This window comes from Pseudoalteromonas rubra (assembly GCF_001482385.1).
Lineage (GTDB): Bacteria > Pseudomonadota > Gammaproteobacteria > Enterobacterales > Alteromonadaceae > Pseudoalteromonas > Pseudoalteromonas ardens.
This window is the reverse complement of sequence record NZ_CP013611.1, coordinates 937,370-959,622: the sequence shown is the minus strand read 5'-3', so window position 1 is coordinate 959,622 and position 22,253 is coordinate 937,370. Positions and strand designations below refer to the sequence as shown.

Genomic DNA, 22,253 nt, shown 5'->3' with positions numbered 1-22,253 from the left:
GCGCCTGACACTTCGACAACATACCCTATGGTTGAGACAAAAATGGCATGTAACTGAACATGCCATTTTGAGCTGCTATTTTGGTGTCAAACAGGGTCAGGACTGAACTTGCTCTGTACGAAGGCCCAGGATCAGGCTCAGGCACATCAACAATAACACCAGAGTGAAAGGTAAGCCGGTCGAGATTGCACCAGCCTGCAGGGCTTCGATAGCGTCTGTACCGCCGATCCACAGCAGCGCAGCAGCAATGGCACCTTCAACTGTTGCCCAGAACACGCGTTGCGGAATTGGGGCGTCAATCTTACCGCCAGCCGTAATACTGTCTATCACCAGAGAGCCCGAATCTGAGGAGGTGATAAAGAACACCAGTACCAGTATGATGGCGACAAATGACAACACATTACCCAGCGGCAGTTGTTCAAACATTTCAAACATAGCCAGTGGCACCTGGGTCAGGCCATTTTCACCCAGTGAGCCAACGCCAGACATCACCTGGTCAATAGCGATGCCGCCATAGACTGACATCCATAGCGTCGTCACCAGTGTTGGGATTAGCAATACGGCGATGATGAATTCACGAATAGTTCGGCCTTCAGATACACGGGCAATGAACATACCTACAAACGGAGACCAGGAGATCCACCAGGCCCAGTAAAATACCGTCCAGCCCTGATACCAGGCTTCATCTTCACGTCCGTGCGGATTACTAAGCGGAATGATGTTTTCAGCGTAGGCCATCACTGTGGTCGGGATATTACCCAGTGCAACCGCAAACCCGGCGAGCATAACGAATAACAACAAGGCAAAGGCAAGCAGCATATTGGTGTTACTAAGCACTTTAACACCTCCTTCAATGCCCCGCACCACAGAAGCAATGGCCAGCAAAGTAACTGCGGCAATGACTGCGATTTGGAGTCCGAGGCCTGCCTCGATCCCGAACACATGCTGGATCCCCGCACTGGCCTGCTGTGCCCCCAAGCCGAGCGAAGTAGCCAGGCCAAACAACGTTGCCAGTACCGCCAGAATGTCTATCACATGACCCGGCCAGCCCCAGGCTCTGTCACCCAGTAGCGGATAGAAGATTGAGCGAATGGACAGTGGCAGGCCCTTGTTATAAGCGAAGAAAGCCAGCGAGAGCGCCACAACGGCATAGATAGCCCAGGGATGTAAGCCCCAGTGGTACATAGTCGCGCCCATAGCAAGCTCTGCAGCTTCAGGTGTGTTTGCGGCGACATTCAGAGGGGTCTTGTACCAGCCCGTATAATAAGCTACAGGCTCGGCAACACCCCAGAACATTAATCCTATCCCCATACCGGCGGCAAATAGCATAGCCAGCCAGGAGAGGGTAGTGTATTGCGGTTTGGCGGCCTCGCCGCCAAGACGAATTTTACCGTAGGGAGACAGTACCAGCGCGAGACAAAACAACACAAAGAAGTTGCCAGACCACATGAAGACGGCATCAAACGCGCCGATGATTTTCCACTTCAGCCCATCCAGTGCTGCCTTCGCTGATTCGGCATCGCTCACAAGGATTGCAATAAGAAAAAATAAGATCAGGCCGGCGCTGACGCCAAAAACCGGGTTATGAACATCAAACCCCCATTTTTGCACGTTGTCCTGGCCCACCGTGTAGTCAGTATTGTCAATACTGTACTTATCGTGATTGTCCGCCATTGTTACCTCATGGTTGAGAAGTGAATGGCAAGGCAGGAATCCCCAGCTTTGATGCAAACTGCATGCGATGGGCTTATGTTAGTTACAGCGGAAATGGGTGCCTGAGGCTTGCCATTACGATCGTCTTTTTAGTATCAAAAAAGTCGTTTCGATGTAATTAAGATAAACCAACCAAAACGAGGTCCTCTGGCCACCTTGCCCAGAAAGATCTTCGTCTATTAGTGTAAGCGTTAGAATATAAAAGTAAACGAATGCGCGCTTAACTGAATAAATTCACACCAATGCGAGTATAAAAGATAAAAAAAATCCCTCTTGCGAGGGATTTTGGGTAACTCAGCGCCTTTGGCACTGGGAATGAGGTCGGTACATGTTTGGTGTTTTCGTGTCAGACCGCGTGTATTTAGCTGGCAAACTGCATTTCAGGAATGTCGCCATTCACAATAAGCTTACCCGCTGTTTTGCTGATAATTTCGTCTACACTAACACCCGGTGCGCGCTCTAGCAAATGGAACGCACCGTCTTTCACTTCAAGCACCGCTAAATCTGTGACGATTTTCTTCACACAGTTAACGCCCGTAAGCGGCAGAGTGCAAGACTCCAGTAACTTTGAATCGCCGTGCTTGCTGGCATGAGTCATGGTGACAACGATATTTTGTGCACCTGCAACTAAGTCCATTGCGCCACCCATGCCTTTGATTAATTTCTTCGGGATCATCCACGATGCGATATTACCGTTTTGATCCACTTCAAATGCACCCAGTACCGTCAAGTCTACATGACCACCGCGGATCATGGCAAAGCTTTCGGCGCTATTAAAAATAGCCGCACCTGTGGCTGCTGTCACGGTTTCTTTACCCGCATTGATCATATCCGCGTCAACCTGGTCCTCTGTTGGGTAAGGACCCATGCCCAAAAGACCGTTTTCAGATTGCAGCATTACTTCGATACCCTGAGGTACATAGTTAGCAACCAGGGTAGGGATACCAATGCCCAGATTCACGTAATAACCGTCCTGAAGCTCCTGCGCCACGCGCATTGCAATTTGTTCACGAGTTAAAGCCATGGTGATCTCCTTACTTACGGGTTGTGACACGTTCGATGCGTTTTTCAAAGCTACCCTGAATCACGCGATTAACATAGATCCCCGGTGTGTGGATCTCACTTGGTGCAAGCTCGCCCGGCTCTACGATTTCTTCCACCTCGGCAACGGTAATTTTACCTGCTGTTGCTGCCATAGGGTTAAAGTTCATTGCGGTGTGGCGGAATACCAGGTTACCGTAGCGATCTGCTTTCCACGCTTTCACGATAGCAAACTCACCGGTAATGGACTCTTCCAGGATGTAAGGACGACCATCAAACTCTTTAACTTCTTTGCCCTCGGCAATCGGTGTACCGTAACCAGTTGCGGTGTAAAAACCTGGGATACCTGCACCACCAGCACGCATCTTCTCTGCCAGCGTACCCTGAGGCGTCAACTCAACATCGATAATGCCATCTAATAGCTGTTGCTCAAACAGGGCATTTTCACCCACATAAGAGGCGATGATTTTTTTGATCTGACGGTCATGTAGCAAAATGCCCAGACCAAAGTCATCTACGCCGCAGTTATTAGACACGACAGTTAGTTCTTTGGTTTGTTTGCGTTTAATTTCAGCAATCAAGCCTTCAGGAATACCACATAATCCAAAGCCACCGGCAATAATGGTATCGCCATCTTTCAGGCCCTCCATTGCTGCTTCATAGCTTGAAACTACTTTATCGAAACCGGCCATTAGCCCACTCCTAGTTGTTCGTTGTTCTCGGTTGTTATGACTGACAGCTATTTTTTAGCGCCAGTGACACCTTGCTTACGGGTGCTTTATCAAGCGCCTCACAAATCTGCCAGCCTGCTTTTGCCAGTCTTTCTAAATCAATTCCACTATCAATGCCAAGTCCTTGCAGCAAGTAAACAACATCCTCAGTGGCAACATTTCCTGACGCGCCCTTAGCATAGGGACAACCACCCAACCCGGCGACGGCCGAATCTATGGTGGCAATGCCCATTTCCAGTGCCGTATGGATGTTGGCTAATGCCTGGCCATAGGTATCATGAAAGTGCACGGCAAGACGCTCAGCCGGGATGTGTGACAGCAATAGGGTAAGCAGTTGCCTGACCTGATTGGCTGTGCCCACGCCTATGGTGTCGCCCAGGCTGATCTCATAGCAACCCAATGCCAATAATTGTTTACACACCTCGAGCACCTGTTCTGGTTCGACCTCTCCCTGATACGGGCAGCCAACCACACAGCTCACGTAGCCTCTGACTTTGATGTTGTTTTTTTGTGCAAGTTCAACGACCGGCCGAAAGCGTTCGATGCTCTCTTCAATCGAGCAGTTGATGTTTTTCTGTGTAAAGGCTTCACTGGCCGCAGTGAATATCGCGAACTCGTCGACCTGATTGGTCAGTGCCAGTTCGGCACCTTTCAGATTGGGGGTGAGTGCGCTGATCTCCACCCCTTCTCGGCGCACAAATCCCTGGATAACGTCACTGGAGTCTGCCATTTGTGGCACCCATTTGGGTGACACAAATGCACCGGCCTCGATGTGTTTCAGACCAGCTTCTGCTAGTGCATTGACTAGCGTAATTTTAGCTTCGGTCGATACACTGGACTCATTTTGCAGACCATCACGTGCACCGACCTCGACAATTTTTACCTGGGCGGGGTAGTTTGCCATCTCAGGCCTCCTCTACAATAGCGAGCATCGCGCCATGGCTGACCAGCTCACCTTCATCGAAGCAGTAACTTGTCAGCGTGCCATCGAATGGGGCATTCAGGGTATATTCCATTTTCATCGCCTCGATGACGACAACTGGATCGCCTTTGCTTACCTGAGCACCCACACTTTGCAGGTGTTTCACGACTGTGCCATTGAGTGGTGCAGCCAGAGGCGCCTCCTGGTGTTCATGCTCACTGACGTAGTGCTTAGATTTAAGCGCCATATCAAATTGATAGGGGCCAAACATAACCGTGATGAGAGCTGCGGTGATCACCACATCTGCAAGCAAACGCTTGCCATCCAGATTCGCTATCAGGCTGTGCCCATCCAGACGCACGTCCATAGTATGGTCGAGGTCCTGATAAAATACCTGCCACTCATTGCCTTTGGCTTCAGCGATGACCAGGTGGTCAGCAAATGGCAATACCTGACGACGCGGCTGATTGAGCTTAAAGCCCGACAGCTGCCAGGGCGAGGTCACTTTTTCTGCCTGTTGATGCGCCAGATAAGCTGCACTGGCCAGGCATACCAATAAATCATTGGGTGCCTGTGACGCCGTCAGCGTATCGGTTTGAGTGTCAATGAAGTGTGTATCCGGTGCAGTAGTACTGAATGCCGGATGGCCTGCCAGGTGGTGTAAGAAGGCAATATTGCTCTTTAAACCGGCCAGATGTACTTCAGCCAGTGCGCTGCGTAGTTTTAACAATGCAGTGCGGCGGTCCCGACCGTGGACAATTAATTTGGCGATCATCGGGTCATAAAACGGGCTGATCTCGTCTCCCTGTTGTACGCCAGTGTCAATGCGCACACCATCTTTCGCTGCAGGGAAACCCAGGTGCGACAAGACGCCCGAACAAGGCATAAAGTTCTCCTCGGGGTCTTCAGCATAGATACGCGCTTCGAAGCTGTGACCACTGAGACGAATTTCATCCTGGGTGAGAGGCAGTACTTCGTTGTTGGCGACACGAATTTGCCACTCAACCAAATCCTGACCCGTCACCATCTCGGTCACCGGATGTTCTACTTGCAGGCGCGTGTTCATCTCCATAAAGAAGAACTCGTTACCACATAACAAAAATTCGACAGTACCTGCACCACGGTAGTTAATCGCCTGAGCGCAGCGCACCGCGGCTTCACCCATTTCACGGCGCAGCTCTGCGCTGAGATCCGGCGCTGGGGCTTCTTCAATGACCTTCTGATGACGACGTTGCAAAGAGCAGTCTCGGTCGCCCAGATACACACAGTTACCATGGCTGTCTGCGAAAACCTGGACTTCAACATGGCGCGGCTTATCGACAAAGCGCTCTAACAGCACCAGATCGTTACCAAAGCTGGCTGCGGCTTCACGTTTTGCGCCCTCCAGAGAACTGATAAACTCGCTTGCCTCGCGCACCACGCGCATGCCTTTACCGCCACCACCGTAAGCGGCTTTAATCAGCACCGGGTAGCCCACTTTCTCGGCTTCCTGAGCCAGAAAATCTGTATCTTGCTGCTTGCCATAATAACCTGGTACCAGAGGCACGTTGGCCTCGGCCATAATTTCTTTGGCGCGGGTTTTTGACCCCATGGCTTCAATTGACGTGGCTAAGGGGCCAATAAAGGCAATATTGGCCTGTTCACAGGCGTTGGCAAAAGCTTCGTTTTCAGACAAGAACCCATAACCAGGATGGATACAGTCCGCACCGGCGCGCTTGGCAACGTCCAGAATGCGTTCGGCCACCAGGTAAGAGTCTTTACTTGGCGCCGGACCTATGTGATAGGCCTCGTCGGCCTGCTGGACGTGCATTGCATTGGCATCGGCATCGGAGTATACGGCAACGGTGCTCAGACCCAGACGTTTGGCACTGCGCATGACGCGGCAGGCGATTTCGCCTCGGTTGGCTATCAGAATTTTCTTTAACATAGTGTACTCCTTACTTGCTGGCCGCGTTTTGCCAGCCGGGGGCACGTTTTTCGAAAAAGGCACTCAGGCCTTCCTGTCCTTCTTCGCTCACCCGGATTTCTGCGATCCGCTTTGCGGTATGGGCTATCAGCGTGTCGTCGATGGTGTGGCCTGCGACTTCATCGATCAATGCCTTGGCGCTTTTCACCGCCACAGGACCATTGTTCAACAGGGTTTCAATGAAGTGGGATTCTGCACCGGATAAATCTTCGGCAACTTCATGGATGAGGCCCATGCTCAGCGCTTTGTCTGCAGTAAAGATTTCTGCACTGAGGAAATAACGCCGCGCCTGACGCTCACCAATGGCTCGGATCACATAAGGGCTAATAACAGCCGGGATAAGGCCAAGTTTCACTTCGCTCAGGCAGAATTTAGCATCTGGCGTTGCAACGGCGATGTCACAACATGCGATTAAACCCAGCGCACCACCGAATGCGGCACCTTGAACCAGGCAAACCGTGGGATGTGGACTGTTTGCCAGCACCTTCATCAGTTTGGCCAGCTCCATGGAATCTGCAACATTCTCATCATAGTTATTGCCAGCCATAGACTTCATCCAGGCTAGGTCGGCGCCCGCAGAGAAGTGTTTTCCGTTGGTTTTCAGTATGAGCGCACGAATATCCAGCTCGTTGGCGTATTCAATGCTTTTGATTAATTCAGCAATGACTTCGGCATTGAAGGCATTGTGTTTTTCCGGGCGGCTGAGTTCCAGCACGGCCACCTTACTTTTGGTGATATTTAAGGTTACTGTCATAGGGCCTCCTTACATCCGGAAAATGCCGAACTTTGAATCCTGCTCAGGTGCGTTGGCGGCCGCTTCAAGTGCCAGACCAAGTACAGTGCGTGTATCTGCAGGATCTATGATGCCATCATCCCACAAGCGCGCACTGGCGTAGTAGGGGTGACCTTGTTTTTCGTATTGCTCAACAATGGGTTTTTTGAACTCGGCGACTTCTTCGTCGCTCATTGACTGACCTTTGCGTGCTAACCCATCCTGACGAACCTGAGTTAGTACGCCCGCGGCCTGCTCACCACCCATGACCGAGATACGCGCGTTTGGCCACATCCACATCATAGTGGGTTCATAAGCGCGGCCACACATGCCGTAGTTACCCGCACCATACGAGCCACCGATAAGAACGGTAAATTTTGGTACGTCTGCACAAGACACAGCGGTAACCATCTTAGCACCGTGTTTGGCGATGCCTTCTGCTTCATACTTCTGACCGACCATAAAGCCGGTGATGTTTTGTAAGAATAACAGCGGGATATTGCGCTGCGCACAGAGCTGTATAAAGTGCGCCCCTTTTTGTGCAGATTCAGAGAACAAAATCCCGTTGTTGGCGACGATACCAACAGGGTGACCATAAATTTCGGCAAAACCGGTGACCAGGGTTTCACCAAAGTAACGTTTAAATTCATCAAATTGTGAGTCATCAACAATACGGGCAATCACTTCACGTACGTCAAACGGTTTCTTTAAGTCGGTACCAACGATGCCGTAGATCTCACCAATGTCGTATCTTGGTGCTTTAAAATCTTTTAACACAGGGCGTACAGGACGTTGGTGATTGAGACGAGAGACACATTGACGCGCAATAGATAAGGCATGTTCGTCATTTTCTGCGTAATGGTCAGCAACGCCAGACACTTTACAGTGCACATCTGCACCACCCAGGTCTTCTGCGCTAACTTCCTCACCGGTTGCTGCTTTTACCAGCGGGGGACCTGCGAGGAAAATCGTCCCTTGCTCTTTGACTATGATGCTCTCATCGGCCATTGCGGGCACGTACGCGCCACCAGCGGTACACAAGCCCATGACGACGGCAATTTGTGGGATTCCCTTGGCAGACATACGCGCCTGGTTATAAAAAATACGGCCAAAATGCAGCTTGTCCGGGAACACTTCATCCTGCTCTGGCAGGTTCGCCCCGCCTGAGTCTACTAAATAGATGCAAGGCAGGTGGCAACGTTCTGCGATTTCTTGTGCGCGAAGATGCTTTTTTACTGTGAGTGGGAAATAAGTGCCGCCTTTGACTGTCGCATCGTTGGCGACAATCATGCACTCAATGCCTTTCACCCGACCTATGCCTGCAACCACGCCAGCACAAGGGATGTCTTGTTCATATACGCCGTAGGCTGCGAACTGAGAGATTTCTAAAAATGGAGAGCCTTCATCGAGCAAGTGCTCAATCCTGTCGCGAACAAAGAGTTTACCGCGACTCTGATGGCGGGCGATCAGGGCTTCGCCGCCGCCCATTGATAACGTTGCGACCTTATCATTGAGATCAGCAACCAGGGACGCCATGGCGTCCTGGTTTGCCTTAAACTGCGGGTCATGACTATTAACATTCGAGTTTAGTACTGTCATGCTGCCTCCTTAGCGGCTTTCGGTGAACAGCTCACGACCGATCAGCATGCGGCGTATCTCAGAGGTACCGGCACCAATTTCATATAGTTTGGCATCACGCAGTAAACGTCCGGTGGGATATTCGTTGATGTAGCCATTGCCGCCAAGTAACTGGATTGCATCAAGTGCCATTTTGGTTGCCAGCTCTGCGGCATACAGGATAACGCCAGCTGCATCTTTACGGGTTGTTTCGCCGCGGTCGCAGGCTTTGGCAACGGTATATACGTATGAGCGAGCCGCATTCATTTGTGTGTACATGTCAGCGATTTTACCCTGTATAAGCTGGAACTCACCGATAGACTGGTTGAATTGCTTACGCTCATGAATATAAGGGACAACCACGTCCATACAAGCCTGCATGATCCCTAAAGGGCCACCAGCCAGTACGACACGCTCATAGTCCAGACCACTCATCAGGACCTTAACGCCTTCATTATAGTTACCGAGTATGTTCTCTTCTGGCACTTCACAGTCTTCGAATACCAGTTCACAGGTATTTGAACCGCGCATGCCCAGTTTGTCGAGCTTCTGTGCGGTAGAGAACCCCGGGAAGTTACGTTCAACGATAAACGCGGTGATACCACGCGGGCCCGCATCTAAGTCTGTTTTTGCGTAGATGACAAATACATCAGCGTCCGGACCATTGGTGATCCACATTTTATTACCGTTAAGAATGAACTTATCGCCTTTTTTCTCAGCTTTGAGTTTCATGGAAACCACATCTGAGCCAGAGTTGGGCTCACTCATCGCCAGTGCACCTATGTGCTCACCTGAGATTAGTTTTGGCAGGTACTTTTCTTTTTGTGCCTGATTACCATTACGGTTGATCTGGTTTACGCACAAGTTTGAATGGGCGCCATAGCTTAATCCGATTGAGGCACTGGCACGACTGATTTCTTCCATTGCGATAACGTGTTCCAGGTAGCCCATGTTTGCACCACCAAATTCTTCCGGTACTGTGATGCCCAACAGGCCCATGTCACCAAACTTTGGCCACATTTCATTGGGGAACGCGTTTTCTTCGTCTGTTTTTTCTGCCAGTGGGGCAATTTCACTGCTGGCGAAGCTATTAACGTGGTCACGGATCATGTCCGCCGTTTCGCCCAGGCCAAAGTTAAGTTCTTTATAAAGTGATACTGTGCTCATCTGTAGTTATCCTGTGTGAGAGTTATTCTTGATTAAGCACTCGCCGCGGCTTGCATTAAGTGCTACATTGCTCAATCACTATTCGTCTAAACTTTTAAAGTATTTAAGCGTTGTAGTGCGCTGTATTAAGTGCACTATGTTGCTCAATGACTATTCGTCTAAATTCTTTAAAGTATCTAGGCAGCGGCGTTCCGCTGTCACCAGCTCCATCAGGACAACTTTAATGTCGTCCATTTGCTGACTCAGATCGGCCTTTTTTTCTTCGATCAGTTGCAGCATAGTATGAAGCTGTTTGGCGCTTGATTTGTCAGCGTCGTAGAGCTCAAACAAGCGACCGGTTTCTGCCAGAGTAAAGCCTAAACGCTTGCCACGCAGAATCAGTTTAAGGCGGACTTTGTCGCGCTTTGAATAGATGCGGGTCTGGCCGTGACGTTCAGGTGAAAGTAATCCCTGATCTTCATAAAACCGAATACTTCGGGTGGTAATATCAAACTCCTTGGCGAGTTCGCTGATTGAATAAGTTGGTTCTTGGTTGTCTTGCATCGTTTACGCACTTACATCAAAACTGATTCATCCAATATAAGTGAAGTTTACGTAAAGGTAAAGTATGGTGTTTGTTTCATCCGATAGTCGCATATCGAAGCTGCTCATACTGGTCTACTTTAGGTATTCGTTTAGCTTGCAGAAGACCCGCTTAGGCACTCCAGATGGTACGTCACAATGCTGTATAGTCGCTTGGTTCAGGACTGACTGGCGAGGAGGACGACACATCGAATCCACACCAGTGGCAACCTCGATGTGCAACTTAACTTTACACTTTCAGAGATCGCAATTTGCTTGATTTTAGATTTACGTTGGCGTAAACGTAAATATTAGGTATGCTCGACGTAAGAGATTACTAAAAGCAAGCAACTTGCTTGTAAACAGGAGTTTTTTTAATGAGTAACGAAGCTGTTGTCATTGTCGCCGCAAAACGTACCCCTATGGGTGGATTTATGGGCAGCCTTTCAGGTGCCAGCGCTACTGATTTAGGTGCAACCGCCATTAAAGCGGTCATGGCTGAGACTGGTTTGTCAGATGCCAGCATTGATGAAGTCATTATGGGTTGTGTACTGCCGGCTGGATTAGGCCAGGCACCTGCACGTCAGGCTATGTTACATGCGGGTTTAGCTCGTTCAACAGGCGCAACCACAATTAATAAAGTATGTGGATCAGGTCTTAAAGCAGCCATGTTCGCGCACGATTTAATTAAAGCAGGTAGCATTAACAATGCCATCGCAGGTGGTATGGAGAGCATGACCAATGCCCCTTACTTTATCCCTAAAGCGCGTGGTGGTATGCGTATGGGTCATGGTGAAATCAAAGATCACATGATGGCGGATGGCCTCGAAGATGCCTACGACAATAAAGCAATGGGTTGCTTCGCACAAGATACGGCTGACGAATACGGCATTACGCGTGACAATATGGATGAGTTTGCGCTGAGCTCTTTGAGCAAAGCCAACGCAGCTATCGAGAATGGCAGTTTTGACAATGAAGTTGCAGCACATGTGATTTCGACTCGCAAAGGTGATGTTGAAGTGGCCATTGATGAGCAGCCAGGTAATGCACGTCCGGATAAGATCCCATCACTGCGCCCGGCGTTCAAAAAAGACGGCACTATCACCGCAGCAAATTCTTCTTCTATTTCAGACGGTGCGGCAGCACTTGTACTGATGAGTGAATCAGAAGCTAAGCGTCTCGGTTTAACACCGCTGTGTAAAATTGCAGGTCACACTACTCACTCTCAGGCACCTGCTGAGTTCACAGTCGCACCAGTAGGTGCAATGAATAAACTGCTTGAACAAACTGGCTGGTCCAAAGATGACGTGGATCTGTGGGAAATCAACGAAGCATTTGCCATGGTGACTATGCTGGCGATCAGCGAGCTAGGCCTTGATCAAAGTAAAGTGAACGTGAACGGTGGTGCCTGTGCATTGGGCCACCCAATCGGAGCCAGCGGTGCACGTATCTTGGTAACACTCATCCATGCGTTACGCAATCGTGGTTTATCAAAAGGGATTGCCTCACTGTGTATCGGTGGTGGTGAAGCGGTGGCATTAGCCGTCGAAGTTTAAATTAAGTATAGCGCCGCAACGACAATAATTAAGCGGCGCTTTTTCGTTTTATTTGGGGAGGAGTGCACATGCACCAGGTACCATTATACATCAACGGTGAATTTACCCAGTCTCAGTCTGACAAGTGGTTAGATGTCGTCAATCCGGCGAATCAGGAAGTTTTGGCGCAGGTGCCATGTGCGACGCACGATGAAGTACAGGCTGCTATCACGTCAGCACAAGAGGCATTCAAGACCTGGCGTAATGTGCCAGTAACGGAGCGTGCGCGCATTATGATGCGTTATGCTGCATTGCTGAAAGAGCACCAGGAAGAAATTGCGACCATTATCTGCCATGAACTTGGTAAGACCTTTGAAGATGCCAAGGGCGATGTATGGCGTGGAATTGAAGTCGTGGAGCAGGCTGCAAATGCACCGGCGCTGATGATGGGCGAAACGGTTGAGAACGTTGCCCGTAACATCGACACTTATTCTTATATTCAACCGCTGGGTGTGTGTGCGGGTATTACACCGTTCAACTTCCCGGCGATGATCCCATTGTGGATGTTCCCAATGGCGATTGTGTGTGGTAACACATTTGTATTAAAACCATCTGAGCAAGACCCCCTGACGCCAATGCGTCTGGTAGAGCTGTTCGAGGAAGCAGGGGCACCAAAAGGGGTTCTGCAAGTTGTACACGGTGCAAAAGAGCAGGTTGACCAAATTCTGACAGCGCCTGAAGTACGCGCAATTTCTTTTGTTGGCTCATGTGGTGTAGGTTCTTACATCTACAGTAAAGGCACTGAGAACCTGAAACGTGTTCAGGCCTGTGTAGGCGCGAAAAACCATATGGTGATCATGCCTGATGCCAGTCGCGAGCAAACCATCAATAACCTGGTCGGTGCATCTGTGGGTGCAGCGGGTCAGCGTTGTATGGGTATCTCCGTTGCGGTCTTCGTTGGCAAGTCCAAAGAGTGGATCGACGACTTAAAAGCCGGCCTTGAAAAGGTACGCCCGGGTGTGTGGAACGACCCCGAAGCGGCTTACGGCCCGCAAACCTCGGCCCAGGCCAAGGCACGTATTTTGTCACTGATCGAAAGTGGTAAACAACAAGGCGCAACGTGTTTGCTGGATGGCTCAGACTTTACGGTTGAAGGCTACGAAAATGGCAACTGGGTTGGTCCAACTTTGTTCACAGACGTGACACCAGAGATGGATATCTACAAGCAAGAGATTTTTGGCCCGGTACTAAACTGCGTCTGTGTTGATACGCTGGAAGAAGCCATTACGCTGGTGAATAATAGCCCATATGGTAACGGCACTTCCTTGTTCACTGCGAGTGGTGCAGCGGCACGTAAGTTCCAGCATGAAATCGAAGTTGGTCAGGTAGGCATTAATATTCCAATTCCTGTGCCATTGCCGTTCTTCTCATTCACCGGTTGGAAAAACTCTTTCTATGGTGATCAACACACGTATGGCAAGCAGGGTGTACGTTTCTACACTGAAACCAAGACCATCACATCGCGCTGGTTTGCTGATGAGGCCGTAACGGGCCCTAACATGAGCATTAACCTGCGATAACACCAATCAGTTACCCTTTCAGGCCCGGCTTTTGCCCGGGCCTTTCGTAGTAATACCTGAGACTCAGGTACATAAGAATAACGCCGGGCAGAATCGTCACTTCGCCCGACATGACAACAAGTGAGGTCTTTTATGGACTTTAATCTCAACGAAGATCAACAGGCATTCGCCGAAACCGCATATCAGTTCGCCATGAGTGAACTGGCACCCCATGCAGCTGAATGGGATCAGAAACACATTTTCCCTAAAGACGTCATTAAAAAAGCTGGTGAGCTGGGTTTTTGTGGCTTATACACACCGGAAGAAGCGGGTGGTCTGGGTCTGTCGCGTCTGGATTCAAGCATTATTTTTGAGCAATTATCGATGGGTTGTACGGCAACCACGGCGATGCTGACTATACACAACATGGCGACCTGGATGATCGCCAGCTTCGCAACCGATGCGGTAAAAGAGCAATACATGGACCAGTTGGTGATGGGGGAGCTATTGGCTTCTTACTGCCTGACTGAACCTGGCTCGGGCTCTGATGCGGCGTCTTTGAAAACGAAAGCTGTGCTGGAAGGCGATGAGTATGTTCTGAACGGCTCAAAAATGTTCATCTCAGGCGCGGGTGAGACCGATGTACTGGTCGTAATGGCCCGAACGGGTGAAGACGGTCCTAAAGGCATTTCGGCTTTTGTTGTGCCGGCAGACGCCGAGGGTGTCATCTATGGTAAAGCAGAAGAAAAAATGGGCTGGAACGCTCAGCCGACCCGTCTGGTCACGTTTGAAGATGTGCGTATTCCTGCTGCCAATCTGATGGGCAAAGAAGGCGAAGGGTTTAAATTTGCCATGCAAGGTTTGGACGGTGGGCGTATCAACATTGCCACCTGTTCAATCGGCACTGCACAACAGGCGTTAAATACAGCCAAAGAATATATGCAGGAGCGTCAGCAGTTTGGTAAGCCATTGGCGGCTTTCCAGGCACTTCAATTTAAGATTGCTGACATGAACACAGAACTGGTTGCTGCGCGTCAGATGGTTCGCCTGGCGGCCTTTAAACTAGACAGCAACGACAGTGAAAAAACCACTTATTGTGCCATGGCTAAACGCTTTGCGACCGATGTTGGCACTAAGGTTTGTGATGATGCATTACAAATTCATGGTGGTTATGGCTACATCAAAGAATACCCACTTGAGCGCCACCTGCGTGATGTACGCGTTCATCAAATTCTGGAAGGCACCAATGAGATCATGCGGGTGATCATTGCACGCCGAATTTTAGCCGAAGGCGCAGCAAGCGTATTGTAAAGGAGCATCATTATGTCAGCACAATTGAAACTCGAAAAACAAGGTCACATCGCGATAGTCACTATGTCGAACCCACCGGCTAACACCTGGACTCGCGACACTTTGGTAGGCCTTAAAGAGCTGGTGAACGAGCTGAATGCCGATAAAAACATTTATTCATTGGTGATCACCGGGGAAGGTGAAAAGTTCTTTTCTGCCGGTGCCGATCTGAATGTGTTCGCCGATGGCGACAAAGGGGTTGCGGCCGACATGTCTCGCGTATTTGGCGAAGCATTTGAAACACTGAGTGACTTCCGTGGTGTGTCTATCGCCGCCATTAACGGCTTTGCAATGGGTGGTGGCCTGGAAGTCGCGCTGGCCTGTGACATTCGTATTGCAGAAGCGCAGGCTCAAATGGCACTGCCAGAAGCCAAAGTGGGCTTACTGCCTTGTGCCGGTGGTACGCAAAACCTGTCCTGGTTGGTAGGCGAAGGCTGGGCTAAGCGCATGATTCTGTGTGGCGAGCGCCTCAAAGCGGATAAAGCGCGGGAGATTGGACTGGTTGAAGAAGTGGTTGAGCAGGGCAAAGCGCTTGAAGCTGCACTGGAGCTGGCTAACAAAGTTGAAGATCAAAGCCCAGTGGCCGTTACCGCCTGTAAAGCACTGATCCAAAAAGGTCGCACAGGGACCATCAACAGTGCATTACCGCTTGAGCGCGAACTGTTTGTGACTTTGTTCGACACACAAGATCAGAAAGAGGGCGTGAATGCCTTCTTGGAAAAACGTAAAGCAAACTGGGTGAATGGCTAATGGTTGAATTACAGTTACTGAACCAGGCAGATGCCCCTGTGGTATTTGAGTTGGCGCACTGTAATAACGGCATGAAGGTGGCAGTGGCCACCCTCAATGCGCCAAAAGCACTCAATGCACTTAACCTGGAAATGATCCGCCTACTCGAACCACAGCTCAAAGTGTGGGCTGAAGACGAGCAGGTAGCTATGGTATTGCTCAAAGGCGCGGGAGAGAAAGCTTTCTGTGCCGGTGGTGATGTGGTTAGCCTGTACAATGCAATGGCCGCGGAAGATGGCAATAACCATCTGGAAATCTTCTTTGCTGAGGAATATCGTCTCGATTATCACATCCATAATTATGATAAACCGATCCTGTTGTGGGGCAATGGTATTATCATGGGGGGTGGCCTTGGCCTGATGGCTGGAGCCAGTCATCGTGTAGTGACTGAGTCGTCACGCATTGCCATGCCGGAGATCACCATTGGATTATATCCTGATGTGGGTGGCAGCTATTTCCTGAACAAAATGCCGGCCGGTGTGGGTTTATTCCTGGGCCTGACGGGTGCCTCTATCAATGCCACTGATGCCAAATTTGTTGGTCTGGCCGATCATTATATGGATGGTGAACGGTTGGATATGCTGCTGCACAATCTCAGTGAAGTCAATTGGGGTAAGACCAACGTACTCAATCATGAGAAATTGACTCAGCTACTTATTTCCCTCGATGAAGCGTCGCACATTCCGCCGCGCAGCGAAATCAAGCCGCTGGCTGAGTCTTTTGCTAAATTGGCTGAGCTAGACACGCTGGAGGCCCAGGTTGAGCACATTCTGGCCCTCGATAGCGCAGAGAATAAATGGCTGAGCAAGGCGCAAAAAGCGCTAAAACATGGTTCTCCGTTTAGTGCCGTGTTAATCCAGGCACAACTAAATCGTGCCGAAGGGTTGTCACTCAAAGATTGCTTTCAACGCGAGCTGGCAATGTCGGTGCGTTGCGGTGAAGTGGGCGAGTTCCGTGAAGGTGTGCGTGCGCTGTTGATTGACAAAGACGGACAACCACAATGGCAGTTTAAGACCATTGCTGACGTAGACAGCAAAGTGATAGACAGCTTTTTTGCACCACGCTGGGAAGAGAGCACACATCCCCTGGCTGATCTGTAAGGAATAAACATATGGCAAAGATTGGATTTATTGGTTTAGGAAATATGGGTGGCCCAATGGCCGCCAATTTGGTGAAAGCCGGGCACCAGGTCACTGTGTTTGATCTCAGTGCTGAAGCCGTGGCACACCTTGTATCGCTGGGCGCTATGGCAGCAGACAAAGTCTCTGATGTTTGCTCTGGGGCCGATTTTGTCGTGAGTATGTTACCTGCCAGCAAGCATGTGCGGATGATTTATACTGGCGAAGATGGCTTAATCAACTATCTTGAAAAGTCGACGCTGGTAATAGACTGCTCAACCATAGATGCAGAATCAGCGCAGTTTGTTGGCAGCGCTCTGACCGACGCCGGCATTGCGTTTGTTGATGCTCCTGTTTCAGGTGGTGTTGCTGGTGCTGCTGCGGGTACACTGACCTTTATCGTTGGCGGTAATGACGATGACTTCAATAAAGCGCAAACCGTCCTTAACGACATGGGAAAGAATATTTTCCATGCCGGTGCTGTGGGAGCAGGCCAGGTCGCTAAGATCTGTAATAATATGCTGCTATCAATACTCATGGCAGGCACCAGTGAAGCACTGCAAATGGGCGTTGACCACGGCCTTGATCCAAAAGTATTGAGCGAGATTATGCTCAACAGCTCGGGTCGCAACTGGACACTGGAGTTATATAACCCATGTCCGGACGTATTAGAGAATGTGCCTTCGTCAAATGGGTATAAACCTGGATTTATGGTTGATTTGATGGCCAAAGATCTGGGCCTGGCGATGCAGGCGGCACAGCAAACAAACTCGGCTACGCCGATGGGGGCACTGGCAAAAAATCTCTACAACCTGATGCAGAATCAGGGCAGTGGCAGTGAAGATTTTAGTGCTATTTTTAAACTCTATTCACAAAAGCAGTAACAGAAGCAGGGTTGAAATATCATGGATATAAAGAATAAAGCGGTGGTGATCACCGGTGGTGCGCAAGGCCTTGGCTTTGCGATGGCAACGGAACTTGCCAAAATGGGTGCCAAACTGGCACTGATTGACATGCAGGAAGAGCAGCTGCAAGAAGCAGCCACAGAACTTAGAGCACTGGATGTTGAAGTAAAAACGTATGTGGCTAATGTCAGTCTGGAAAGTGACGTTGAGCAAGTGTTTAACGACATAGTCGCAGATCTGGGTAAGATTTCCGTGCTGGTTAACAATGCAGGCATTTTGCGTGATGGCCTGCTATTAAAAGCCAAAGACGGAGAAGTGACTGATAAGATGTCATTGCAACAGTTCCAGTCTGTGCTTGATGTTAACTTAACCGGGGTTTTCCTATGTGGCCGTGAAGCGGCAACTAAGATGGTAGAAGGCCAGGAAGGGGGCGTTATCATCAATATGTCGAGTGTTGCACGAGCAGGTAACATGGGCCAGACCAACTACTCAGCCGCCAAAGCGGGTGTTGTTGCGATGACAACGTCCTGGGCCAAAGAACTTGGTCGTTATGGTATTCGTGTCGGTGCAATCGCACCCGGTGTGATCCGCACGCAGATGACGGACGCAATGAAACCAGAAGCCAAAGAACGACTGCTGAAGATGAAACCCGTTGGTCGTCTGGGTGAAGCGGGCGAGATAGCCCATACAGCAAAATACATCATCGAGAATGACTTTTTCACTGGTCGTGTAGTAGAAATTGACGGCGGGATCAGACTCTGATAAATTAATACTTAAGTATCGGTTTTGTTTCATTTTCACCCTAAACCAATACAAAAGAATTCGCATACTTATGTTCCTTTATCTTCGAAAGAAGAAAGTGTGTTGAATCAAGCGGCAGGCCACGCATACCTGCCGCTTTTTAGTTTATGGTAGTACTGCCAATCTGCACTTCATTTTCTCAATATCTTCTCGTTGATTTTTGATAAATAGCGTCAATTTCTGCACTCCTTAGCTAACCTGGAGCTAAAATATCAAATGATTGGCTATTCAGCCCACTGATAAAGGACATAGTGTGATTGACTTTGTTGCGACGTTTATTTTCTTTTTTGCGGTTATCGAACCCATTGGGACTGTGCCCGTTTTCATTGCTGTTACTCGTGGATACGATGCTGCGGCAAAACGCAAGGTAGCCATGATTACCAGCTTAGTTGCGGCTGTTTTATTGGTCTTCTTTGCGATTGCCTGTGAGCTTTTGCTTACAGCGATGGGGATACCGTTGCCAGCATTTCAGATAGCCGGTGGCATTGTGTTGTTTTTGTTCGCATTGTCGATGATTTTCGGTGAAAGTATACCAGACGAAGAAGTGAAATTAGTCTGGGACCACCATGAAACCGCAATTTCTCCGCTTGCCGTGCCATCCGTAGCCCATACTGGCGTGTGTACTGCTAACAGAAAATGCCCGATTTAATTTGTTCGAGCGGTACAAACTGCGGCCATGATGTTAGTCGCTAGCAGTATACACAAAGTAATAGGTAATGCCGGTGCAAGTGTAATAAGTCGTGTGATGGGGCTGATACTGGCATCTGTGGCAGTGATAAATGCTCTGGCAGGCTTTGTGAGTTACTTCGATAGTGATATCAACTGGCATGAATACATAACCAATCTGAGCGAGGTTCTCGTGACGGGGTTGACGACTCAATTATGCGAAGTTGTATGATATGTCGCTGGAAAAGCAGCCTGTGGGCTGCTAAACCATAAAGAGGGCTGTTAGTTGGATTGTTGGTTACGTTCAGCCCAGGCTTTATTTACCGAGCGGCGCCACAAAAAGTCGATAACAAAGAAGCCCAAAATGGCGGCCATACAGGCGCAGATCAGCGAGCCGACCATAAATGCGGGCCCGATGGTTGAGAGGCTCTCGACCAGCCAGTTCCAGCTGGCTTCAAAGTGAAACGGTTGCTCTTCCTGGCCCAGTGCGAATGCGCCAACCTGATAAGATGCATAGAAAATAGGGGGCATAGTCAGTGGGTTAGTGATCCACACCAACGCGATGGAAAGTGGTAAATTGACTCTGAAAGGGATAGCCAGGGCGGCTGCAAGGACCATTTGAAAAGGAACAGGGATGAAAGCAAAGAACAGGCCGACGGAGAAGGCCCCCCGCGCCGAGCGGCGATTTAAATGCCAAAGGTTTGCGTCATGTAACAAACTGCCGAATATTTTCAGCGACTTTTGCTGTTTGATCTTGTTGTGATCGGGTAGAAACCTTTGGATCGTCTTTTTTGGCATGTTAAGCAACCATTTACATCAATATTGATTTGCTGCGGCCTGATCAGCGGGTGCCTGATCTCAGTGTTTTATCTGAGTCAGTGGCAGTGGTTTGTCTGCTCAGGCGTGCTCCTTTTTCTCTGCGGGTATTTTAAGGCTTTTTCGAGTGTTTTGGCAGGTTTTATTTTAGGTATTTTTGTGACGATTTGTCACTATTGGCTGGTTTATGCACCACCGGTTGCTGAAAAAGTCTTAGAGCAGGAGGTCGCAGTGGTCGGTGTTGTGAGCAAAGTGATAGGCTCAGGTACGCGACCCTATGTCACGCTCGATCTGAAACAACTGGGACAATATAAAGTACCTTGGTATCGTGCTATACGGATCAATGCCTCATTGAGCGGTGAACTGCCTGCTGAGTTACACGAAACAGTGCTGTCAGGAAGCGCCATTCTTAAACCATTTCGTAGTCGAAAAAACTTTACGGTATTTGATGCTGAGCTTTATGCCTTTCGAAGCCAGATATTCTACAAAGGCCGGATAGCTGTGTCTGAAGTGATTGCTGGCGAACAAAAAGCCTCGCGAGCGGTATATCGTGACTGGGTTGCAGAGGCGTTCGAAGGGTTACATTTTGGCTGGTTCTATTATGTGTTGCTCACGGGAGATAAAAGTGCCATTGCGCAAGCGGACAAAGACCATTTTAAGTCGCTGGGACTGAGTCACTTGCTGGCTATTTCTGGTTTGCATGTCGCCATTGTCTTTGCGCTGAGTTTTGCTCTTTGTAAGTTCGGCTTGTGGTTATTTTGGCCGCATTTATCTCAATGGCATAACTATCAGCTGGGTTATTTTGTTTTCGCGCTGGGGCTCAGTGGTGTGTATGTGTGGCTAAGTGGGTTACAGGTGTCTGCACAGCGTGCCTGGTTAATGGCTTTGCTGGGAGCTTGTTGCTTTTTGTTTGCCCGGCAATTGAGCCCTGCAAGAGTCTTGTTGTATGCGTTGGTTGTGATCCTGGTTGCCAACCCGTTTGCGGTGCTTAATCTGGGCCTGTATTTTTCATTCCTGGCCGTTGTGACGATTTTTTTCGTATTTCGAACTTTGATGCAGGAGTCAGAGCATACGTCCAAAGTTAAGCTTCTATGTTATTTGCAATGTGCTTTATTTGTTACATTATTGCCGCTCACTCTCTATTCGTATCATGGGTTTAGTGCGAGCAGTATCTTAGTTAATTTGTTGGTTGTACCCTTGCTGACAGTGGTGATTTTTCCGCTTTTGTTACTGCACACACTTGCTGTGCTGATCATGGACAAGGCGGTGTTGGGCCCATTTGATGCACTGTTGAACTCTGTCTACCAATGGGTAAACTCATTTCCTTACCATTGGTGGCAGACGGGTACCGTGAGCATTGAGGTGGTGACGTTAGGCTATCTGGCATTGCTCCTTTGTATGTGTGCCGTGACCCGGATCTTTGCCTGGATCCCGCTGTCTGCCGGGGTGATATTCAGTGTGCTTGAGCGTCCTCCTGACTGGCAAGTGGATGTCTTTGATGTTGGTCATGGCACGGCGGTATTGGTATCCACGCAGGGCAAAGGTATTTTGGTTGACCTAGGTGCCAGTTACTTTTCCCGTTATTCATTGTTCGATAATGTGATCAAGCTCTACCTTGAGGCTAATCGTATTCGCTTGCTGCATACCGTGATAAGCCATGATGACAGTGACCACAATGGTGGGTTAGCAGATTTATACCGCTACGATGGTGGCCGCTCGCTTGGGCTATTTCATGAGGGGGACGGTAAGGCGCTGTGCACCTTAAAAACGGTGACAATGGATAAACTAACCATAGAGTCGCTCTGGCCAGTGGCCCCAATGAACAGTGACAACAATAACTCATGTGTGATCAGGGTTAGTGATGGCAATACTAATCTACTGTTGCCTGGGGACATTGAACAGCTGGCTGAGCATGCATTGCTGGCGTTACAAGGTGGAAAAGTGCCCGCAGATATACTGATTGCGCCGCATCACGGCAGTAACACGTCGTCCAGTATGGCGTTTGTCTCAGCCGTTGCACCGAGATGGGTTGTGTTCTCACGCGGCTACTACTCGCCATGGCGTTTGCCGCACGAGGAGGTTGTGGAGCGCTACCAGTTAATCGGCAGTCGTATGCTGGATACGGCCGAAGAAGGTCAGATCCGATTCAAAATAACCGGGACAGACGTTCAATCAGAAACTGCCCGGGACAGGAAAAGTTTTTGGTTCTTAAGATAATGCATTC

At 49.5% G+C, this 22,253-nt stretch carries 18 protein-coding genes and 1 pseudogene; 9 read left to right on the top strand and 10 right to left on the bottom strand.

Annotation, left to right across the window (positions count from 1 at the left end):
• Positions 1-96 precede the first annotated feature (96 nt).
• From AT705_RS04330 to AT705_RS04290, 9 genes are all read right to left on the bottom strand, one after another.
• Positions 97-1,674 carry a BCCT family transporter gene (locus tag AT705_RS04330; RefSeq protein ID WP_058795635.1) on the bottom strand — a complete coding sequence of 526 codons (1,578 nt, stop codon included), beginning with the start codon at positions 1,672-1,674 and terminating at the stop codon, positions 97-99.
• A 400-nt stretch (positions 1,675-2,074) separates the two neighbouring features.
• A complete protein-coding gene (locus AT705_RS04325) occupies positions 2,075-2,737 on the bottom strand; it encodes a CoA transferase subunit B (protein WP_010381523.1) in 663 nt (220 codons plus the stop codon).
• Positions 2,738-2,747: 10 nt separating this feature from the next.
• Entirely contained in the window at positions 2,748-3,446 is a 699-nt protein-coding gene (locus AT705_RS04320) for a CoA transferase subunit A (protein WP_010381521.1), read from the bottom strand.
• 34 nt (positions 3,447-3,480) lie between these two features.
• Positions 3,481-4,389 carry a hydroxymethylglutaryl-CoA lyase gene (locus AT705_RS04315; protein WP_058795634.1) on the bottom strand — a complete coding sequence of 303 codons (909 nt, stop codon included), beginning with the start codon at positions 4,387-4,389 and terminating at the stop codon, positions 3,481-3,483.
• Position 4,390: 1 nt separating this feature from the next.
• The gene (locus tag AT705_RS04310) at positions 4,391-6,334 is read right to left on the bottom strand and encodes an acetyl/propionyl/methylcrotonyl-CoA carboxylase subunit alpha (RefSeq protein WP_058795633.1); all 1,944 of its coding nucleotides are present in this window, start codon (positions 6,332-6,334) and stop codon (positions 4,391-4,393) included.
• A 10-nt stretch (positions 6,335-6,344) separates the two neighbouring features.
• On the bottom strand, positions 6,345-7,127 hold the full coding sequence (locus AT705_RS04305) for an enoyl-CoA hydratase/isomerase family protein (RefSeq protein WP_058795632.1): 783 nt from the start codon (positions 7,125-7,127) through the stop codon (positions 6,345-6,347).
• A 9-nt stretch (positions 7,128-7,136) separates the two neighbouring features.
• The gene (locus AT705_RS04300) at positions 7,137-8,744 is read right to left on the bottom strand and encodes a carboxyl transferase domain-containing protein (RefSeq protein ID WP_010381513.1); all 1,608 of its coding nucleotides are present in this window, start codon (positions 8,742-8,744) and stop codon (positions 7,137-7,139) included.
• A gap of 9 nt (positions 8,745-8,753) precedes the next feature.
• Positions 8,754-9,929 (bottom strand): isovaleryl-CoA dehydrogenase, encoded by a 1,176-nt coding sequence (locus AT705_RS04295; RefSeq protein ID WP_058795631.1) that lies wholly within the window; start codon positions 9,927-9,929, stop codon positions 8,754-8,756.
• 150 nt (positions 9,930-10,079) lie between these two features.
• The gene (locus AT705_RS04290; RefSeq protein ID WP_058795630.1) at positions 10,080-10,472 is read right to left on the bottom strand and encodes a MerR family transcriptional regulator; all 393 of its coding nucleotides are present in this window, start codon (positions 10,470-10,472) and stop codon (positions 10,080-10,082) included.
• 395 nt (positions 10,473-10,867) lie between these two features.
• On the opposite strand from AT705_RS04290, the gene AT705_RS04285 reads away from it, so the two are divergent.
• The 8 genes and pseudogenes from AT705_RS04285 (at position 10,868) to AT705_RS04250 (ending at position 19,445) form a co-directional block, all read left to right on the top strand.
• Positions 10,868-12,046 (top strand): acetyl-CoA C-acyltransferase, encoded by a 1,179-nt coding sequence (locus AT705_RS04285; RefSeq protein ID WP_058795629.1) that lies wholly within the window; start codon positions 10,868-10,870, stop codon positions 12,044-12,046.
• Positions 12,047-12,114: 68 nt separating this feature from the next.
• Positions 12,115-13,605, top strand: a complete 1,491-nt coding sequence (locus AT705_RS04280; RefSeq protein ID WP_049866069.1) for a CoA-acylating methylmalonate-semialdehyde dehydrogenase — start codon at positions 12,115-12,117, stop codon at positions 13,603-13,605.
• A 132-nt stretch (positions 13,606-13,737) separates the two neighbouring features.
• Positions 13,738-14,895 (top strand): acyl-CoA dehydrogenase family protein, encoded by a 1,158-nt coding sequence (locus AT705_RS04275; RefSeq protein ID WP_058795628.1) that lies wholly within the window; start codon positions 13,738-13,740, stop codon positions 14,893-14,895.
• Between the two features lie 12 nt (positions 14,896-14,907).
• Positions 14,908-15,684, top strand: a complete 777-nt coding sequence (locus AT705_RS04270; RefSeq protein WP_049866070.1) for an enoyl-CoA hydratase — start codon at positions 14,908-14,910, stop codon at positions 15,682-15,684.
• The gene (locus tag AT705_RS04265) at positions 15,684-16,823 is read left to right on the top strand and encodes an enoyl-CoA hydratase/isomerase family protein (RefSeq protein WP_058795627.1); all 1,140 of its coding nucleotides are present in this window, start codon (positions 15,684-15,686) and stop codon (positions 16,821-16,823) included. Before AT705_RS04270 ends, AT705_RS04265 begins: the two co-directional genes overlap by 1 nt.
• 11 nt (positions 16,824-16,834) lie before the next feature.
• A complete protein-coding gene (mmsB, locus tag AT705_RS04260; protein ID WP_058795626.1) occupies positions 16,835-17,725 on the top strand; it encodes a 3-hydroxyisobutyrate dehydrogenase in 891 nt (296 codons plus the stop codon).
• Positions 17,726-17,746: 21 nt separating this feature from the next.
• Positions 17,747-18,508, top strand: a complete 762-nt coding sequence (locus tag AT705_RS04255; RefSeq protein WP_049866073.1) for an SDR family oxidoreductase — start codon at positions 17,747-17,749, stop codon at positions 18,506-18,508.
• 292 nt (positions 18,509-18,800) lie between these two features.
• Positions 18,801-19,445: pseudogene (locus tag AT705_RS04250) on the top strand (MarC family protein).
• Positions 19,446-19,495: 50 nt separating this feature from the next.
• Here the strand turns inward: AT705_RS04250 and AT705_RS04245 are convergent.
• Positions 19,496-20,011, bottom strand: a complete 516-nt coding sequence (locus AT705_RS04245) for a DUF2062 domain-containing protein (RefSeq protein ID WP_058795625.1) — start codon at positions 20,009-20,011, stop codon at positions 19,496-19,498.
• Between the two features lie 177 nt (positions 20,012-20,188).
• Between AT705_RS04245 and AT705_RS04240 the strand changes: the two genes are divergently transcribed.
• Positions 20,189-22,246: a DNA internalization-related competence protein ComEC/Rec2 gene (locus tag AT705_RS04240; RefSeq protein ID WP_167551973.1), complete on the top strand. Its 2,058-nt coding sequence runs from the start codon at positions 20,189-20,191 to the stop codon at positions 22,244-22,246.
• Positions 22,247-22,253 lie beyond the last annotated feature (7 nt).